The sequence below is a fragment of the Paenibacillus sp. J22R98 genome, assembly GCF_059383835.1.
Genome location: NZ_JBXENW010000010.1, coordinates 209,696 through 228,168, shown reverse-complemented (window position 1 = coordinate 228,168; position 18,473 = coordinate 209,696). Strand labels below are relative to the sequence as shown.

Genomic DNA, 18,473 nt, shown 5'->3' with positions numbered 1-18,473 from the left:
TTCATTGTAGTATCTACCCGTAAATATTCCATAAACCAGTTCTAAAAAAAGTATAAACAATGCAGAGTACCGAACCGAGGAAGTTCATGGTGCCGGAGTCCGAGTAAAGGTAACACAGATTCTGATATACTGGAACGAGCAAATATAGAAACAGGTGAATCGCATGTTGGTCATTGCACAGAATGAAGTCAAAGAACTGCTGACGATGCAGGGGTGTATCGGCATGATGGAAGAAGTACTGGCAGACCTGACAACCGGACAAGCGGTGCAATCCTTACGGAGCGTTGTTCCCGTGCGCGGGGGCAATTTGATGGGGCTGATGCCTGCCTATTTGAAGCGGGAAGAGAAGGTTGGCGCCAAAATCATTACCGTCTTCCCGGACAATCACGCGAAGCATTTGCCTTCGCATCAAGGGTTTGTATCCCTGTTCGACGCGGTTACGGGAAAGCTCGAGGCCATCGTGGACGGAAGGCAGATTACGGCCATCCGCACAGCGGCGGTCAGCGCAGCAGCGACGAAGCTGCTCGCTCGCGAAGATGCGGCAACGCTTGCCGTCATCGGGACAGGGGAGCAGGCGCGCAGTCATATTGAGGCGATGCTGCTCGTGCGGCCGATCCGGCGCATCGCGATCTGGGGGCCGAATCCGGCGCATGCGGCGCAGCTTAAGCTGGAGACCGAGCAGCGCTACGGAGCTCGCATCATCGTAGAAGCGATGCCAACTGCAGAGCAGGCCGTGGCGGAGGCCGATATTATTTGCACCGTTACAGCGTCAACGACCCCGGTTGTGCAAGGCGAATGGATCAGAGCAGGTGCGCATGTCAATGCAGTCGGAGCATGCCGGGCAAAGGACAGAGAGCTGGACTCCGAGCTGGTGCGACGCGCGGAGCTCTATGTCGACCGTAGGGAGTCCGCTGTTCATGAAGCGGGCGATTACCTTATTCCGCTTGCCGAGGGCGTAATTACGGAGGCTCATATTCGGGGCGAGCTTGGTGAGCTGCTGACAGGCAGCATCCCTCAGGGGAGAAGCTCGGATCAAGCCATTACGCTGTTCAAAGCGCTTGGACTGGCGAGCGAGGATTTGGCGGCAGCCGGATTTATTTTGAAAGAAGCCATTCGTTTACATAAAGGCACGCAAATTGACTTTTAGGGGACAGCAGCATGAATCAGCAAACAGAAGGATTATACCCTTTCCCGTTATCGGCGGAGGACGAAGAGCGAGCCAGGCAGCTGCATGAGCAGATGATCATTATTGACCTGCTTTTCCAGGGACCGCTGTCACCAAAGGCGATACCCGCGCATATAGCCGAACAGCTTCGTGAGCAATGCGAGCCTTATCGCGATCAGCCGATGGAATACAGCATGATGCCGGCCAAGCTCATTAAAGGCAAGATTGCCCGCGGCGAGCTGGCTGAGTTCAAAGCGGAATGGTACCGCTCCGGCATTACAGCGGGTAATCGGGAGCTCGATCTGTCGAGTCCGGAGAGCGTCGTCACAAGCATGGGGGACGTGCAGCGCCAGTTCGATGCCGTGGAATGGCTGGAAAAGGCACGGACTGCCGGAGATATTCGGGAAGCGAAGCGATGTGGCCGGAAGGCCGGCATTGTGACGGCACAGGAGAACGACGGCCTGGGCAAAAACCTGGATTTGCTGGATACGCTCCATCACTTCGGCCTTCGCATTCTGCAGCTGACCTACAATAATCAGAACTATGTCGCTTCCGGCTGCATGGAGGAGACGGACGGAGGCGTGAGCAAATTTGGCACGCGTTTCATCGGCCGTATGAACGAGCTTGGCATTATCGTCGATACAAGCCACTGCGGCAAACAAACGACGCTTGAAGCGTGCAGATTATCGGCTCAGCCGGTGATCGCTTCGCATACCGGAGCCGAAGCGATCTACGGCCATGCGCGCTGCAAAAGCGATGAGGAAATAAAGGCAATTGCCGCAACGGGCGGCGTTATCGGCGTGTTCGCCATGCCTTGGTTCGTACACGGCGATCCGAAGGATACGACGATGGAGCATGTGCTGAATCATATCGACTACATCGTGCGGCTCGTTGGCGTCGATCATGTCGGCATCGGCACCGATTGGCCGATGAGCGATGTGGAATGGGCGCTTGTCCATTTCAAGGAGCATGTGGCGCCGATGCTTGGTTTTGCCAAGGGGGACGGGCCTTCCACCGAGACGGTGAAGGGGCTGGAGAAGTACAGTTATTTTATCAACTTCACGCGAGGTTTGGTTGCAAGAGGGTATCGGGACGAAGAAATCGCGAAGATTATGGGCGGCAATTGGCTGCGCGTGTTTGAGCAGGTATGGGGATAGGAGCGACGAGACGAGTATGAGCAAAATGCTGCAAGAGACAACGTTTAAACTATATTGCGCAGGTGTATATGAGGGTCGGATTCGCTTTACGGCGGACAAGGTGATGCACGCCAAGGTAGATGCCAGGCGGCGGACGCAAATGCAGGAAAATGTACTGTCGGAGCAGGCGCCTTACATGCTGCCTTTGCATCGTATCAAGCAGTTCCTGGACCAATACGAGGGAGCGGCATGGAGCGGGGAAGAGGTTAAGCTGGCGAATGGAGATGTTTATCGCAAGCATATTCGCTATACCGCTAGCTTGGTTGGCCAAGAAATAAGTTCGCAAGTATGGGCACGGCGGATGGAGACGGCTCTCGATGTGGTAACGGTGGATGGACGCGTCATCGGCTTCGTAGCACCGAACCGATATGGAATGGAAATTCTCGTCACCGAAGGTTATGAGGCGCTGACTCCGCTAGTTGTCTACGATACGCCTACGCTGTCGCAGGCGCTATATGGCATTGAGGAGCTGGGGACAGACTTAATCCCGATGCGAGACGGCGTCCGACTGGCTACGGATGTGTATTTGCCGGAGGGCATCGAGCCTGGGACGAAGCTGCCGACGATTCTGATTCGTACCTGCTATGACCGCCATATGAAGAAGGACCAGCTGAAACGCTGGGCGAACAAAGGTTATGCTGTCGTCAATCAGGATGTCCGAGGACGGGCGGATTCCGAAGGGGAGCTCGTGCCGTTCTATTATGAACGGGATGACAGCTCCGATACGATCGATTGGATTATTGCGCAGGATTGGTCGGACGGTAACGTGGGGATGTGGGGGGCTTCTTATCTCGGATACGTCGTCACGGCTGCTGCAACCAGCGGTCACCCGAACTTAAAGGCGGTCGTTAACGAGGTTAACGTAGGCTCGCCGTTCGTGGATACGGTGCGCAAGGGCGGCACTGTCTGCTCATGGCCGCTGCTGTGCTGGACGCTCGCGCAGTCGGTGGGTACACGGACCGACTTTAATATCTTCGCGGGTATCACGGTGAACCCGGAGAAGGCGGTAGATGCGAGGCCGATTCGCGACATTCCGCAGCAAATGATCGGACGAGCATCCGGTCCATGGGATTTGTGGAGCAAGCATCCGGAATACGATGATTTCTGGCGGAACTGCACGTTCTCGGAGCGGGGCGATCAGGTGAAAGCACCGATGTTCGTCATCTCCGGCTGGTACGATGGCGATAGCGCTGGCGTCTCGGAAACGTGGCGCATGCTGACCGAGCACGATGTGCCAAACCGTAAGCTGTGGCTTGGGCCGTGGGAGCATGGCCCGAACCGGGCGCGAGATCTGATGGGCGTAAGCTTCAGCAACGACGCCGTCGTTTATGATTATGATGTGAACGTGCTGCGCTGGTTCGATCGGTTCCTTAAGGGCATGAACAATGGCATCGACCAGGAGCCGAGAGCGGCTTATTATGTGGTTGGAACGAACGAGTGGCGGACATCGGAAGATTGGACGCCTGTTGAAGCGGAAGCGCGCAGCTTCTACTTAGGCAGCGGCGGCCGAGCGAATTCGAGTCTCGGCGATGGCGTACTGGGTGCCGCACCTTCGGCTCAGTCGGAGTCCGATTCGTACTTGTACAATCCGGAAGAGCCTGTGACGGACAGCGGGGAGCGGGAGCCTGAGAATATGCGCAAGCATGAGCTGCGCAGCGATATTCTGGTCTACACCGGCGAAGCGTTGACGGAGGCGCTGACCGTTGCCGGCGAGCTCTCCTGTGAGTTGTATGCCGCGAGCACCGGCGTTGATACGGACTGGGTCGTGACGCTTAGCGACGTAGACGAGAAGGGGAACTCCATCCGACTGTCCAACTATATCGTGAGAGCCAAGTATCGGAATGGCTTCGACGCACCGGAGCTGTTAACGCCGGGCAAGGTAGAGAAGTATTCGATCTTCCTGCAAAATATCGCGCACACGTTCCAAGCCGGCCATCGCATTCGATTCACAATCACGTCATCGAGCAAGCTCGTTGCGTTTCCGAACACGAATACCGGCCTAAATCCCTATGACGATCCGCAACCGGTGACCGTGAAGCAAACGATCTATCATTCGGCGGAATATCCGAGCCGCGTGCTGCTGCCTGTAATAGATTTGTAAAATATCCCAAAAAAGACCGAATTTCCCTCCCGGGAATTCGGTCTTTTTTCATGCTGCAATCGCCGGCCGCGACGAACTGCTTCCCCTTTCATGTGCATAATGACGGTTTAGGCCGTTTTTCCTACTTATTTTAAAATAAATATCGCATTTTGAAGGCGTTTTCACATTTTTATGTAGAAATTTGTAAGGCTTCCATAGTATTTTTATACTAATAGATTAATTATGCATACCATCGGATGTTCTAGAAACTAGGGGAATGGGGATCGATGTATGTTAAAAGAACAAATGAGATATTCTCGGCTTGCGAATTTAACGAAATTAATTAATACGAAGCTCGAGCTGCGTGAAGTGCTGGAGCATGTGACGACTGCGATATCCGAGGAAATTGTACGCTGTAATTCGGTGGGCATCTATCTGCCTCAGGAGGACGGTACGTTCCGGGGATATGTCGGCAAACCGAGCGTCATTAACGGCTGGACCATCGATATGCATGTCATCGATACCGAGATGGACCTGCTCGCCAAAGAAGTCATTGAAACGAAAAAAACCATTTATATCCCCGACACCTCCAAAGATACACGCCCTGACCCGCGAGCGGTGCAAGGTTTTCAAATTAAGTCCCTTCTGGTACTCCCCATTTCCTTCGAGCAAGAGCTGTTTGGGCTTGTATTTTTATTCGACTATGGCATTCCGATGAACCTGACGAACTCCGAAATTCAAACGGTTGAGGCTTACGTGAATATGGCGGCAGTTGCCATTCAGAACGCCAAAAACCTAACGCATAAAGAAAACCTCATTTCCGAGAAGCAGCTGCTCCTTGATGTGACCCGTGATTTGGCGATGTGCTCGACGATGCAGGAGAGCTTGGACAGCTGCTTCTTCTACTTGGGCAAAGTGCTCGATAATTACAATATCGGCGTTCATCTCTTAGACCCGATTACGGAGAGCCATATTCGTCCGGCGAAGCTGAGCAAGAACAGCGATTGGACAGAAGAAGACTGGATCGAAGCCCATAGCAAAATCCGCATTGACGAGAGTAATGACCCCGTGATCCAAGAGGTCATCCGGACGAAGAAGGCCGTGTTAATTCCAGACGTTTTCGCGGATGATCGGCCTAACCATGATGTATGCCGCAACTTCGGCATGAAGGGGATGCTGGTGCTGCCGATCGTCTCGATGGGCGAGGTGCTCGGCGTTATTCCGGTCGTTAATTTGGAGGAAGGCAGCTTTATCTTCTCGGAAGCGACCATACAGCTGGGGCAATCGATAGTAGATGCGACGGCTTCGACGTTGTCGAACCTGCTCTACATGGAGAAGCAAGAAATCATTATCAAAGAGAGAACCTCTGAAGTTACGGTGAAGAACAAAGAGCTTGAACGCGTCGTGACGGAGCTGCGGCAGCTCAGCCGAGAGAAGGAGCTGATCCTCAACTCGGCCGGCGAGGGCATCTTCGGCTTGGATCTTGAGCGCAAGATTACATTCTGTAATCCTGCGGGCATTGCCATGCTGGGCTATGATTCAAGCCAGGAGCTAATCGGACAGGACTCCTGCACCATTGTGACAGGCCAGGATCCGCCGACCGGAGTCGATGGCAATTGGAACCGGCATTATCAGGATGAGAAATTTTGCAGAAAAGATAACTCCGTCTTTCCGGTCGAATATGTGATCTCCTCTATTAGAGAGGGAGACGAAATTGTAGGGGAAGTTGTGACCTTCAAGGATATTACGCAGCGGAAGCAAATGGAGGAAGAAATCAAGTATCGCGCGTACTTTGACAGCTTAACGGATTTGCCCAATCGTCTTCTGCTGAAGGACAGGCTGAATCAAGGGCTGACGCAAGCGCAGATCAACAATGAGAAGCTGGCTGTTCTGTATCTGGATTTGGATCGCTTCAAGTTTATTAACGATTCGATGGGACACAGCTACGGCGACCTGCTGCTGCGCGATGTGGCCAAGCGGCTCAGCGACTGCGTGCCGAAGGGAGCGACGGTCTCGCGGCAGGGCGGCGATGAGTTCACCATTTTCTTACCGAATATCAAGAGCGAGAATGAAGTGCTGAAGGTTGTACAGTTGGTCGTCGATTCGTTCACGGACCCGTTCCAGCTATTGGACAATGAGATTTATATGAAGGCAAGCATCGGCATTAGCCTGTATCCGGATAATGGCGATACGAGCGAAACCTTGATCAAGAACGCAGATACGGCCATGTACAAATCAAAGGAAATTTCGGGCAACAGCTACCACTTCTTCAGCGAGGGCATGGACACAAGAACGTTTGAACGCGTGAAGCTGGAGAACGATTTGTATAAAGCGCTTGATCAGAATGAGCTCGAGATTTATTACCAGCCGCAAATCAACTATAAAACGAAACGAATCGTCGGCGTTGAGGCGCTCCTGAGATGGAACCATCCGAAGAGAGGCTTGATAGCGCCGGATCAGTTCATCCCGATCGCGGAAGAGACGGCGTTAATCGTACCGATCGGCGAATGGGTGCTTAGAGAAGCATGCAGGCAGTTAAAGGAATGGCAGGACCGTGGATACCCGCTGTATCGGATGTCGGTCAATTTATCGGTTCGTCAGTTTGAACAGAATAATTTGTTCCCGATGGTCAATAGCGTGCTCAGGGAAGTGGGCTTGTCTCCGGAACATCTGGAGCTCGAGCTTACGGAGAACTTGATTATCAAGAATCGCGAATTGACGCTGAAAACCATGAAAGAGCTGAAGGGGCTTGGCATTAAGATTGCCATCGATGACTTCGGAACGGGCTACTCGTCGCTTGGTTATTTGAAGAGCTTGCCGATCGATACGCTGAAAATCGACAAGTCGTTCATGCAGGACATCACCAATGACGATGATAATGCGGCCATTACGAATATTATCATCACGCTGGCACAGAACTTGAACTTAAGCGTTATCGCTGAAGGGGTTGAAACCGAGCAGCATGTTCAATTTCTGTTTGCCCGTGACTGTTACTTAATGCAAGGCTACTACTTCAGTCGCCCGATGAAGGCGGAGGATATTGCGGAACAATTTCTTCATATCTAATGCGATTTGGGAGGCTGGATGCATGAGAGCAGCGGGGGCGGTATTGGAATTTTTACGGGAAAATGGGGTCAAGCATCTATTTGGCATTCCGGCAGGCTCCGTTAACGCGTTTTTCGATGAATTATACGACATGCCGGAAATCGAGCCTGTTGTGGCGAAGCATGAAGGCGCAGCTTCGTACATGGCAGCGGCATACGCCAAATACACCGGCCAATTGAGCGTAGCCATCGGCTGCAGCGGACCCGGCGCAACGAATCTGGTGACAGGTGCCGCTAATGCGATGCGCGAGCATCTGCCCGTGTTGTTTATAACCGGGGCTGTTCCTGTAGGTACGATGGGACTGAATGCCTCGCAGGAGCTCGATGTTGCTCCGGTATTTCGTCCCGTTACCAAATACAGTGTTTTGGTCACGGAAGCCAAGGATCTGCTGCGAGAAGTAGCCAGAGCCTGCCAAATCGCCATTTCAGGTGTACCGGGCCCCGTTCATGTTGCGATTCCAATCGATGTTCAGCATGCTGATATCGGCAATCCGATCATTCCGCCCCTCCTCCCTAGAAAACCGATGATTCCTCAGCTTTCTACGATAGAGACAGCAGCGAAAGCGTTACGGAAGAGGCAGAGAGGCTGCATTTTTGTAGGACAAGGAGTACGAGGCTCGGTGGATTCATTGATTGAGCTGGCCGAGCTGCTGGCCTGGCCGATCGTCACGACTCCCCAGGCGAAAGGCTATATTCCGGAGAGCCATCCGCTCTATGTCGGCGTATTTGGATTCGCAGGCCATGAAGCGGCATCGGCTTTAATTGCCGAGGAGGACGGCGGAGCATTGTTAATCGTGGGCTCGAGCTTAGGCGAGACGGCTACGAACAACTATAATGCCAATTTGACTAAAGGCCGCTATACGGTACAGCTGGATTTTGACCAAACGGTGTTTAATCGCAAATACAGCATTGATTTGCCTGTTCTGGGCGACATTCATTTAAGCTTGCTGATGTTGATTGAGGAACTTCGAGCACTGGGTGCTTCCAATAATAGGGGGAAAGTTGACGTAATTAACAAGCCGGTGCTTCATCCTACAACCGAAGTCTATAACACAAGAAATGTATTGCTGAACATTCAGGAGTGCCTCCCGGCGGATATGCGGTACACGGTGGACATTGGGGAGTTCATGTCCTACGTGATTCATTATATGAAGGTGCCGGATTGGGATTGTTATAACATCAATGTCCATTTCGGGGCGATGGGAACGGGGATTGCATCGGCAATCGGCTCCAAATTAGCGGAACCGGATCGTCCGGTGGCCTGCATTACGGGCGACGGCTGCTTCTTCATGCATGGCATGGAAATCTTGACGGCCAAAGAGTTGGGATTGCCGATCTTGTTTATCGTCGTTAACAATGCACGGCTCGGTATGGTTTACCACGGTCATTCGCTGCAATTTAAGCGGACCCATCCTTCCTTCGAGCAAGAAGCTGTCAGCATTGCGGGAATGGCTGCTGCGATGGGAATACCGAGCTACCGGATTAACGGGATGGACGATATCCGTTCGGAGTTTATTGAGCCGTTAACGGCCTTGCAAGGGCCGGCAATTCTAGAGGTGGTCTTGAAAGACAACAGCACTCCCCCAATGGGGGATCGCGTTAAGTTTCTCTCGTCCTTTGGCAAGTAGCTGAGACGGGCGTTAGAGCTGAGCGCTGGCGGTTCGAATGGCTGTCATAACCGCCCTCATCGTTTGCCCTTTGAAGGCATCGGGAACAGGTTCGCCGCTGGGGTCTGTATAGGAACAGCTCCGCGATTCCGAATCGCAGGCGAATCCTAAGTTTAGCAAGTCTTGCAGCAGTTCCTGCGGCAGCTGCGCAGTGCCGGCGTGCTCTGCGTAATAGGCGGTGGGGTAAATGCTCACGCCGATGTCGTCAGTTCCTGTATGAACGACGAACAAATCCCGGTTGTGCTTCAGCATCCATTGTCCTTTGGAATAGAGGGAGATTCGCGCTTGCTCGAGCGCAGACAAGGCTTCCAAATTGATCGCAAACGATTCATTAATCATCCTGCGCACCTCTGGGCCGGTTACTGAACCGGCGGCTTGCTGGAGGAATGCATCCAAGACGTCTCGAGGCAGCGGCGACACGGGCAGCGTTTCGAGATTAAAGTTGAAAATGCGCTGGATGATTGCGATGAGTTCAGAGCTGTTGATCCCCTCGTTATAGGCTTCAATAAGCGTGTCCATTTGTGCGGCTTTCGTCATCTGTTAGCCTAACCTCCGTTACCGTTGGAATAGTTCAATATAACTATTTATTCGGCAGATGGCGGTCAGAAATAAAGGGTGCCGCGCGGGCGACCTATTGCAAGAAGAGCTGGGCCGATTATTCGGCCTGGCTTTTTTTGTTGTTGACGAAGTAGACCAAAGATGATAAATTGATTTTATAAAATTAAATTGTATACAATTAGATAACGAGGGAGAGATTAAACATGGAAACATTATATACGGCAATCGCAACAGTAGAGGGTGGACGGAATGGCAAGATCACATCCTCCGACGGCGTGCTTAATCTAGATCTGCGTATGCCAAAGTCATTGGGCGGTAACGGCGAAGAAGGTACGAATCCGGAGCAGCTGTTCGCAGCGGGCTACTCGGCTTGCTTTGACAGTGCATTGAACTTGGTGGCGCGTTCGCAGAAGGTTCAGCATTCCGGCACGGACGTAACGGCGCACGTGAGCATTGGCAAAGATGCGGAAGGCGGATTCGGCCTGGCTGTACAGCTTCATGTCAACATGGATGGCGTGGATCAGCACACGGCAGAAGAATTGGTGAAGGCGGCCAAGGGCGTGTGTCCGTATTCCAAAGCAACGCGCGGAAATATCGAAACGAAGCTTGTTGTAAATGGGCAGCATGTAGGCTAACGCTTCGATTGTACTTGTGCCATTCCCAAAAAAATGCTATAAAAAAGAGAGTGTTAGCACTCCGAAAGCAAGAGTGCTAACGAAATGACTGCGACATTTTTTTGGGAGGGTATCAACTAATGATCAAGCAAGAGTTTAAGGCAGAGTCCAAGCGACTGCTCGAAATGATGATTAATTCCATCTACACGCAGCGAGAAATCTTCTTGCGGGAGCTGATCTCCAATGCGAGTGATGCCATCGATAAGATTTATTACAAGGCACTAACGGACGATAACCTGGTATTTAACCAGGCTGATTATTATGTGAAAGTAACTGCCGATAAAGAAGCGCGCACGCTCACGATTACCGATACCGGTATCGGGATGACGCAAGAAGAGCTCGAGAATAACCTTGGCGTTATTGCGAAGAGCGGCTCGCTGGCGTTCAAGAAAGATAATGAAAGCAAGGACGGCCATAACATTATCGGCCAGTTCGGCGTTGGCTTCTATGCGGCGTTCATGGTGGCGGACCGCGTAACGGTAACAAGCCGTGCACTTGGCAGCGACGAATCGTTCAAGTGGGAATCCGAAGGCGCGGACGGCTACACGATCGTGCCAAGCGAGAAGGCAACAGTCGGCACGGAAATCGTGCTGCACATCAAGCCGAACACAGAAGACGACAACTACGACGAGTTCCTTGAGGAATACCGTCTGCGCTCCGTTATCAAGAAGTACTCGGACTTCATTCGTTATCCGATTAAGATGGATGTGAAGGGTCAGCGTCCGAAAGCGGGCAGCGAGGGCGAAGAAGAAGCTGAGCTGGAATCGTATGTGGAAGAGCAAACCGTTAACAGCATGGTACCGATCTGGCGCAAGAACAAGAGCGAACTCACTGCGGCGGACTACGAGCAGTTCTATAATGAGAAACGTTACGGCTTCGATAAGCCGCTGAAGCATATCCATATTAGTGCGGACGGCGCTGTCGTGTACCAAGCGATTCTGTACATTCCGGAGAGCACGCCATTCGATTACTACACGAAGGAATACGAGAAAGGGCTTGAGCTCTATTCCAACGGCGTTCTGATCATGAACAAATGTGCGGATCTGCTGCCGGACTACTTCAGCTTCGTCAAAGGGATGGTTGACTCCGAGGATCTGTCGCTGAACATCTCCCGTGAGATGCTGCAGCATGACCGTCAGCTGACGCTGATCGCGAAGAACATCAAGAACAAGATCAAGAGCCAGCTGCAAAGCCTGCAGAAGGACGAGCGCGACAAATACGAAACGTTCTACAAAGCATTCGGACGCCAGCTGAAATTCGGCGTTTACAGCGACTACGGCATGAACAAGGACACGCTGCAGGATCTGCTGCTGTTCTACTCCTCCAAGGAGAAGAAGCTGGTTTCGCTGGACGAATACGTATCGAGAATGCCTGAAGACCAGAAGTTTATCTACTACGCAGCAGGTGATTCCATCGAGCGTATTGAGAAGCTTCCGGCGATCGAGGTTGTATCGGACAAAGGGTATGAAATTCTCTACTTCACCGACGATATCGATGAGTTCGCGATCAAGACGATCATGAGCTACAAGGAGAAGCCGTTCAAGTCCGTATCGAGCGGCGATCTTGGTATCGAGTCGGATGCGGATAAGGATGGGCAGGATGCAGAAGAGAGCGGCAGCAAAGAGCTGTTCGAGCAAATGCAAACCATCCTAAGCGGCAAAGTAATCAAGGTTAAAGCGTCGAAGCGCCTGAAGAGCCACCCGGTGTGCCTCTCCAGCGAAGGCGAAGTCTCCATTGAGATGGAGAAAATCTTGAAGGCGATGCCGAACAACCAAGATGTACAGGCGGAGAAGGTGCTTGAGATTAACGTCAATCACCCGGTATTCCAATCGCTGAAGGAAGCGGCTGATAAGGATGCCGAGAAGCTGAACCTGTACACTCAGCTGCTGTACAACCAAGCGCTGCTGATCGAAGGCTTGCCGATTCAAGATCCGGTTGCTTTCACAAATGCGATTTGCAAAGTCATGGTATAGATAAGAAAAGAGACCTCGCGAGAGGTCTCTTTTTTCATGCGATCCTATCTAGTTGGCAGCTTGTGCCGCTTGCTCGATTCTCACCGCGTTGGCCGGTACATCCCATGCGACATGAGCGCCAAGCGTCTCCGATAGGAGGCGAAGCGGGACGAACACGCTGTCGTTCACGAAGACGGGTTTCTCAGACGCTGGAACTGCGCTGCCGTTAAGCGTTGTTTTCCCGGTGACGGAATTCAGCACGATCGTAGCAGTCTCGCTCTTCGCGATGACTGACCGGGTCGGCACATCCCACTGCACATCCACGCCCATTTGCTGAAAAACACCTCGAATCGGCACATAGGCTGAGTTATGAAGCAGCAGCGGCGGCGTGGGCAGTTCGGTCTCTTGGTTATTGAGGTAGACGGCGATGGGCTTTCTCACGAATTGGGGTGTCTTGACTTCTGTATCTAATACGCCAAGTCCGGTTTGCCCATATTCATTAGAGCCCCACGAAGCGACATTGCCTTCTTGTAAGCGGACGAGATAATTGCGGCCGGAAGAGGCAATTGAAACGGCGCTGTCAATGCCAGGTACTTGTGCGGCGTGCGGAATGCCGTGGTGGTCCACGGTCCAAGTCCATACCGTACCGTCGGCTTTAACAGCTGCGTTCATACTAATGGATACGATGTCTGTCAGCCCCGGTACTTGGAATGGTGTATATGTGGTGCGTTCCGGCTGATACCAGGCTTGATTGGTCCACATCCAAACTGTACCGTCGGCGCGCAGCGCTGTTCCGTAGAACTGGTCGATATCAACAGCCTTATACTCACCGTCCCCTTTGAGCATGGTTGGCTTGCGAATGACATCCGGCTTGCCGCCGCCGCCGTAAGCTTCCAGCCCCCAAACCCAAATCTCGCCGCCATTACCGAGCGCTGCGGACGTGTACATCCCAGCCGCTACAGAGACGATGGATGGCAGATTCTCGACTTGAACGGGCTTTAAGGCGTTCTTACGTGAGTCGTTGCCGAGCTGTCCCTTCTCATTGCCGCCAAAACCCCAAACGGTTCCGTCGTTTCGAAGCGCAAGGCTGTGGTTATCGCCGGCAGAAACCATAATGACATCGGATAACCCTTTCACTTCGATGGGCGAAGTTGTAATCGCCGTAGTCTGTTGTCCGTTCCCCAGCTGCCCATGCTCGTTGCCCCCGACTGCCCAAACCGAACCGTCCTCCTTCAGAAATAAGGTATGCTGGTATCCTCCTGAAACCTTTTTCACATGGTCCATATGTAATCGCACGGGTGTATAGGCAGGTGTTGTAGCCCCGTTTCCGATGGAGGCAGTGCCGCCTCCCCATGCCCAAACGCTGCCGCCTGCCTGAACCGCATAGGAGCTTTGCGCGCCTGAGTCAATCTGCGTGATTGCGGATAATAGTTTCTCATCGGTGTTTCCCGCAGCAGCATCCGCCATAGTAGGGATCAGTACCGATATACCGAGCAATGCCCCTATGATTGCTTGTCTGGGCGATAACCGGTTGCTCTTCATTGACATTGAAGCACACGCTCCTCCTGATAACCGTTAACCATTTGACGCAGCTAACGGGGCAGAAGTTTCAACGGGTTTAAGCCGCGAGCATGAAAAAGCGACCTTCCCCCGGTAAGATGACCGAGAAAAGATCGCTGTTACTCTTGCGCCAGCTTGGCTTATTGCAGTGTATTCGAGCCACCGTAAGGGAACTGACTGGAATAGCCGTTGAATTGCTGGTAGGCTTCGTCGAGCTTCGTCTGCTCTTCGGCTTCCAACTTGTAATGTCCCTTGCGGAACATCAGCTCGAAGATCTCGTGCTGGCATTGATGGGTTTCATTCAGCACCGTCATAATATCCTGATGGAGCGCGGCGTGACTGGCTTCATTGGCTGCGATGCTGAAGCTGTCACCCAAATATTTTTCCGTCGCCAGGATGTCGTTGATTCGGTCGCGGTCCGTCAACTCAGGGCCTTTCACCTGCGGCTCGTAGGACGGTTTCGGATTTTGGATCGCATTTTGATTATTCGGGCTCACGGTCGAGTGCCTCCTTTCTAATGTTGGGGTACGCTCTTCATTTCCTGCGTGTTGTTGTTCTGCAGATGCTTGAGCAGCAGATTATAGTGGCGTTCGTGCATCTTGCCAGCTTTATCGATGGCTTGGCTGATTTCGGGGTCAGAGCATTCTCGGGCAAAATGACTGCATTTCTTCATAGCCAGAATGAGCCATGACAATTGGTCCTTCAAATAAGACGCATCTTTGGTCGTAATGACTTTGGGCGGCACCGGCATAATACCGGCCTGCTGCTGGGTGGATTGCGTTTGCTGCAAGTGAAATGACCTCCTTTACGTATTCCCGTTTAGCTTGCGCAATTCCGCCGAAATAACTCAGCATCGCGGTGATTCACTTTTATTGCCATGGTAACATGTAACGATTTTAAGCTTCTCTTAAGATTCGGCTTCTATAGTATTGGGATGTGATGCGAAAAGAAGAGTCGCGGTTTTCATGCAGAAGTGGAGAGCTGCTGAGCCGTGTAACTTACTATACAGACCATACAAAAAGGGGTGCAGCACGATGGAGAACAACTTAGAAACGACACCGACTATGCCCAAGAGGCAAACTTCCCATAATGTGACGCGCAAAAAGAAACGTTGGCAGCGAACGGTTAAGCAGCTGTCGGTTTTACTGCTTGTGGCCGTGTTAGGCGGCAGCGGCTGGTTTTATCTGACGCCTTCGGGCTCGGATGTTCGGTATATGCTGGCGGATACGCTCATTACGAGCCAGCATCGTTATTTGGCGAAATATTTGATCGGACAAGCTGAACTCGATAATCGCATAGCGGCGTATAATGAGCAGTTCGATGCAATGGCACAGGTCAAAGACAATCATAATGTCAATCTCGCCTCACATCCGGAGGGGACTGTGAAGATCGAGCCGATTTCGCGCAAAGGCTTCAAGGGTTATTTGATGTATGTCCATGATCCGAAAATGATCCGTGTCGTCACGACCAGTATCGTCGGATCGGGTGAGCGAGTGGAGAGCATGGTGAAGCGGACCGGTGCAATTGCCGGCGTGAACGGCGGCGCGTTTGACGATCCGAACTGGAGCGGTAATGGCTTTAAACCGGCCGGACTCGTGATGTCCGGAGGGAAAGTGCTCTATAAAGGCAACGGCATGAACGCAAAAGTGAATGTCGTCGGTATCGACCGCGACGGCTTGATGGTGGCGGGTCGTTATTCCCCTAATCAGCTATTGGAGATGGGGGTATCGGATGCGGTAACGTTCCAGCCGAAATTTATCGTAAACGGTAAAGGCCTGATTAAGAGCGAGGCCGACGGCTGGGGAATCGCGCCTCGGACTTGCATGGCCCAGTTGAAGGATGGCACGATTGTATTCGTCGTTATCGATGGTCGTCAGCCGGGGTATTCGGTAGGCGCAACGTTGTATGATGTGCAGAAGATTTTGCTTGAGAAAGGTGCCGTAACGGCAGCGAATTTGGATGGCGGTTCATCTACAGTCATGGTGAAGGATGACGAAGTCGTCAACAAACCTTCAAGCAAGTACGGCGCGCGTTATTTGCCAACAGCGTTTCTCGTGTTTGATCATCCCGAGGATGTTAACGTGCCGAATATTTGGGCAGGCATCGACATGAACAACTTCGATTCTTCGAAGAAGCGCACGCAGCAGCAGGTCTCATAATTAACGATGTTATCAGCCTTCATGTCCGCATTTGAGCGGACATGGAGGCTTTTTAATATGGCGCTGGGGCTCTGTTTGAAGGATAAATCCCGGTTTGAGCGCACATAGTATAAGGTGTTGAATGGATGAACAGGAGGAACGAATGTGGTTGTAGTATGGCGCTGCTCGGCGGTTCTGCTGTGCTTTTGCATGTTATGCGGGTTTCAGCTGCCGAAGAAAGACCGGTACTTCTATGAAAGCCGAGGCGATATTATATGGGAGGTGCCGCTGGATAAGAAGAAGATTGCGCTGACCTTCGATGACGGTCCCTATCCGGAAATGACGAATGACATTCTTGATCTGCTCAAGCTCTACAATGCCAAAGCGACGTTCTTCGTGCTTGGCCACCGTGTAAAAGAGTTTCCGGAGCTGATCAAGCGGGAAGTCGCGGAAGGGCATGAAGTTGCCAATCATACATATAGCCATGCTTTTCTGACGAAGGGGACAGCGCTCTCGACGATCCAGAAAGAGATTATGCAAACCGAGGATTCGCTGGTCGCGCTGACCGGGAAGAAGCCGCATTTATTCCGTCCGCCGGGCGGGTTCTATAGCGATCAGACAATCCAAGTTGCTCGCAAGCTTGGCTATACGACGGTGCTCTGGTCCTGGCATCAGGATACATCGGATTGGCGCAGTCCGGGCGTGAACTATATTGTGCGCAAGGTGCTGAAGAATGCAAGGAACGGCGATATTGTTCTGCTGCATGACTATATCCCGGGCTCCATCCATACGGTGAAGGCGCTGCGCATTATCCTTCCGGAGCTTGCGCGGCGAGGGTTCAAGTTCGTGACGGTATCGGAGCTTATTGAAGAGAAAACAAATGCATATCCATGAGAGATACGTGCTGAGGCGTAGGGGGAGCATTGCTGCCCAAATGTGCCCACAGCACATGCATATCTGTAACACATACATGCCCATAAGGCGGGGTGAGCGGTTTTGGAAACAAAGACGGCGAGAGAAACGCGGTGTTTCAAAGTGTCGCGGGTATTCCCGACGGATGTTAACAATCACAATACGCTGTTTGGCGGGAAGCTGATGTCGTATATCGATGACATTGCCTCGATTTCCGTCTCGAAGCTGTGCCGGGCTACGGCGGTGACGGCTTCGACGGATTCGGTCGATTTCTTGCATCCGATTCGCCCGACGGATTCGGTCTCGCTGGAATCGTTCATCACTTGGACCGGCACGAGCTCGATGGAGGTCTTCGTGAAAGTCATCCGCGAAGACTTACGAAGCGGCGATCGCAAAATCGCTGCGACCGCCTTTCTCACTTTCGTAGCGCTCGACGAGAACAACCGTCCGACGGGCGTTCCGCAGATCGTGCCGGAGACGGAAGAAGAGAAGAAGCTGCACGAAACCGCCGAGCGCCGCGCCGAAATGCGAAAGCACCGCCGAGAAGAAAGCAAGAAATTCGCGGATTTCTTGCTGACGAAGTATCCGTGGGAGTAAGCGAGCCCTACTTCAAAGCTCCGCATTGCTCCGCTAGTGCTGCACTCTAGGCAGCGTTAGTGGAGTTTGTCATGGAATCCGGCAGGAATGCTGCACAATGTGCAACATTCCTGCCTTGAGCCAACTAACTCGAAGTTAAAAGCGCTCCTTACCGCTGCTGATGGTGGCTCGCAGTTGGTCCCGGGAAGTAGCTCTCAGAGCCACACATCCGCCGAAATGTGGTGGAATCGAGTTAAGAGTAGCTCCCAGAGCCACATATCCGCCGAAATGCGGTGGAATCGAGTTAAGAGTAGCTCCCAGAGCCACACATCCGCCGAAATGCGGCAGAATCGAACAAAGAGTAGCCCCCAGAGCAACACATCTGCCGAAATGCGGTGGAATCGAGTAAAGAGTAGCTCCCAGAGCCACACATCCGCCGATATTCGACGGATTGGTGGAAGCTGTAAGCAAAAAAAGATCCCTGGGTGATCTTCTTTTGCGATTATCGCAATATTTTCGCTAAAGTAGATCCCTAGGTGGTCTTCATATGAGATATTCGCCGATTTTTCGCAAAAGTAGATCCCTGTGTACCCTTCTTTCACATATTCCGGAGGGTTCCCGTTCAAGAAGAGCCCTTGTTACTCTTGGTACTCTTCTTTCTCACATTCCGGCGGATTCCCTTTCATGTAGAGTCCTGATTACCCTTCTTTCGCGCATTCCGCCGAAAATTCGCCAAAGTAGATTCCTCAGGATCCTTCTTACACAACACTAGCCCAAATACGGAAGATTCTAGCAAGTGTCATCACCCGTGCATTCCCATCTTTACCTTCAAACACCTCCAATTCCCCTCGACATTTAGTGAAACGTTTCGCAATTCCACCTCATAATTCC

14 protein-coding genes are annotated in these 18,473 nt (G+C 52.2%); 10 read left to right on the top strand and 4 right to left on the bottom strand.

Annotated features, from left to right (window positions below; translation table 11 throughout):
* The first annotated feature begins 163 nt into the window (after nucleotides 1-163).
* The 5 genes from AC50Y3_RS24960 to AC50Y3_RS24940 all read left to right on the top strand — a co-directional run bounded on the left by AC50Y3_RS24960 (nucleotide 164) and on the right by AC50Y3_RS24940 (nucleotide 9,173).
* Nucleotides 164-1,147, top strand: coding sequence for an ornithine cyclodeaminase family protein (locus AC50Y3_RS24960; protein ID WP_494821434.1), 984 nt, complete (start codon nucleotides 164-166; stop codon nucleotides 1,145-1,147).
* Nucleotides 1,148-1,158: 11 nt separating this feature from the next.
* Nucleotides 1,159-2,322: a dipeptidase gene (locus tag AC50Y3_RS24955; protein WP_494821433.1), complete on the top strand. Its 1,164-nt coding sequence runs from the start codon at nucleotides 1,159-1,161 to the stop codon at nucleotides 2,320-2,322.
* 16 nt (nucleotides 2,323-2,338) lie between these two features.
* Nucleotides 2,339-4,462: a CocE/NonD family hydrolase gene (locus AC50Y3_RS24950; RefSeq protein WP_494821432.1), complete on the top strand. Its 2,124-nt coding sequence runs from the start codon at nucleotides 2,339-2,341 to the stop codon at nucleotides 4,460-4,462.
* 270 nt (nucleotides 4,463-4,732) lie between these two features.
* A complete protein-coding gene (locus AC50Y3_RS24945; RefSeq protein ID WP_494821431.1) occupies nucleotides 4,733-7,507 on the top strand; it encodes an EAL domain-containing protein in 2,775 nt (924 codons plus the stop codon).
* Nucleotides 7,508-7,529: 22 nt separating this feature from the next.
* Entirely contained in the window at nucleotides 7,530-9,173 is a 1,644-nt protein-coding gene (locus AC50Y3_RS24940; RefSeq protein WP_494821430.1) for a thiamine pyrophosphate-binding protein, read from the top strand.
* A gap of 12 nt (nucleotides 9,174-9,185) precedes the next feature.
* Here AC50Y3_RS24940 and AC50Y3_RS24935 read toward each other — a convergent pair whose 3' ends face one another.
* Nucleotides 9,186-9,749 carry a hypothetical protein gene (locus AC50Y3_RS24935; RefSeq protein WP_494821429.1) on the bottom strand — a complete coding sequence of 188 codons (564 nt, stop codon included), beginning with the start codon at nucleotides 9,747-9,749 and terminating at the stop codon, nucleotides 9,186-9,188.
* A 224-nt stretch (nucleotides 9,750-9,973) separates the two neighbouring features.
* On the opposite strand from AC50Y3_RS24935, the gene AC50Y3_RS24930 reads away from it, so the two are divergent.
* Nucleotides 9,974-10,405 carry an organic hydroperoxide resistance protein gene (locus tag AC50Y3_RS24930; RefSeq protein WP_494821428.1) on the top strand — a complete coding sequence of 144 codons (432 nt, stop codon included), beginning with the start codon at nucleotides 9,974-9,976 and terminating at the stop codon, nucleotides 10,403-10,405.
* A gap of 119 nt (nucleotides 10,406-10,524) precedes the next feature.
* Nucleotides 10,525-12,417, top strand: coding sequence for a molecular chaperone HtpG (gene htpG / locus AC50Y3_RS24925; RefSeq protein ID WP_494821427.1), 1,893 nt, complete (start codon nucleotides 10,525-10,527; stop codon nucleotides 12,415-12,417).
* Between the two features lie 48 nt (nucleotides 12,418-12,465).
* Here htpG and AC50Y3_RS24920 read toward each other — a convergent pair whose 3' ends face one another.
* The 3 genes from AC50Y3_RS24920 to AC50Y3_RS24910 all read right to left on the bottom strand — a co-directional run bounded on the left by AC50Y3_RS24920 (nucleotide 12,466) and on the right by AC50Y3_RS24910 (nucleotide 14,707).
* Complete coding sequence (locus AC50Y3_RS24920) at nucleotides 12,466-13,944, bottom strand: stalk domain-containing protein (RefSeq protein WP_494821426.1); 1,479 nt, start codon at nucleotides 13,942-13,944, stop codon at nucleotides 12,466-12,468.
* 152 nt (nucleotides 13,945-14,096) lie between these two features.
* On the bottom strand, nucleotides 14,097-14,453 hold the full coding sequence (locus AC50Y3_RS24915) for a spore coat protein (RefSeq protein ID WP_494821425.1): 357 nt from the start codon (nucleotides 14,451-14,453) through the stop codon (nucleotides 14,097-14,099).
* A 17-nt stretch (nucleotides 14,454-14,470) separates the two neighbouring features.
* A complete protein-coding gene (locus AC50Y3_RS24910; RefSeq protein ID WP_494821498.1) occupies nucleotides 14,471-14,707 on the bottom strand; it encodes a hypothetical protein in 237 nt (78 codons plus the stop codon).
* A gap of 283 nt (nucleotides 14,708-14,990) precedes the next feature.
* Here AC50Y3_RS24910 and AC50Y3_RS24905 point away from each other — a divergent pair, with 283 nt between their 5' ends.
* The 3 genes from AC50Y3_RS24905 to AC50Y3_RS24895 all read left to right on the top strand — a co-directional run bounded on the left by AC50Y3_RS24905 (nucleotide 14,991) and on the right by AC50Y3_RS24895 (nucleotide 17,603).
* Nucleotides 14,991-16,115 carry a phosphodiester glycosidase family protein gene (locus AC50Y3_RS24905; protein WP_494821424.1) on the top strand — a complete coding sequence of 375 codons (1,125 nt, stop codon included), beginning with the start codon at nucleotides 14,991-14,993 and terminating at the stop codon, nucleotides 16,113-16,115.
* Nucleotides 16,116-16,259: 144 nt separating this feature from the next.
* Nucleotides 16,260-16,988: a polysaccharide deacetylase family protein gene (locus tag AC50Y3_RS24900; protein ID WP_494821423.1), complete on the top strand. Its 729-nt coding sequence runs from the start codon at nucleotides 16,260-16,262 to the stop codon at nucleotides 16,986-16,988.
* Nucleotides 16,989-17,090: 102 nt separating this feature from the next.
* A complete protein-coding gene (locus AC50Y3_RS24895; RefSeq protein ID WP_494821422.1) occupies nucleotides 17,091-17,603 on the top strand; it encodes an acyl-CoA thioesterase in 513 nt (170 codons plus the stop codon).
* The last annotated feature ends 870 nt before the right edge of the window (nucleotides 17,604-18,473 follow it).